At 43.1% G+C, this 253-nt stretch carries 1 pseudogene; it reads left to right on the forward strand.

From position 1 onward, the window contains the following. Window positions 1-123 precede the first annotated feature (123 nt). Window positions 124-253, forward strand: a pseudogene (locus M3212_RS22345) (AAA family ATPase); the annotation flags it as partial.

Genomic DNA, 253 nt, shown 5'->3' on the forward strand with positions numbered 1-253 from the left:
AATTTGCACAAATGTGCTCCTTCATTATATAGGAGGGTGGGTCAGTCATGTCTTAATTGGATCAAATTCATGTCCGAGGCGGATCAAAAAGATGGCACAACTGGTTCAATCGGATGGCTGTAATCAAAGTTAACTCCTCGCCATTTTTACAAGGGGCTACTGGAACAACTGGGCTCTGAAGCGAAGTTTTATCGAGGAGATGCAAAACGGCAACTTCATCGTGAGATTGAATTAATGAAAGGCATACGAGGAC

Source organism: Halalkalibacter oceani (assembly GCF_023715705.1).
Lineage (GTDB): Bacteria > Bacillota > Bacilli > Bacillales > Bacillaceae_D > Halalkalibacter > Halalkalibacter oceani_A.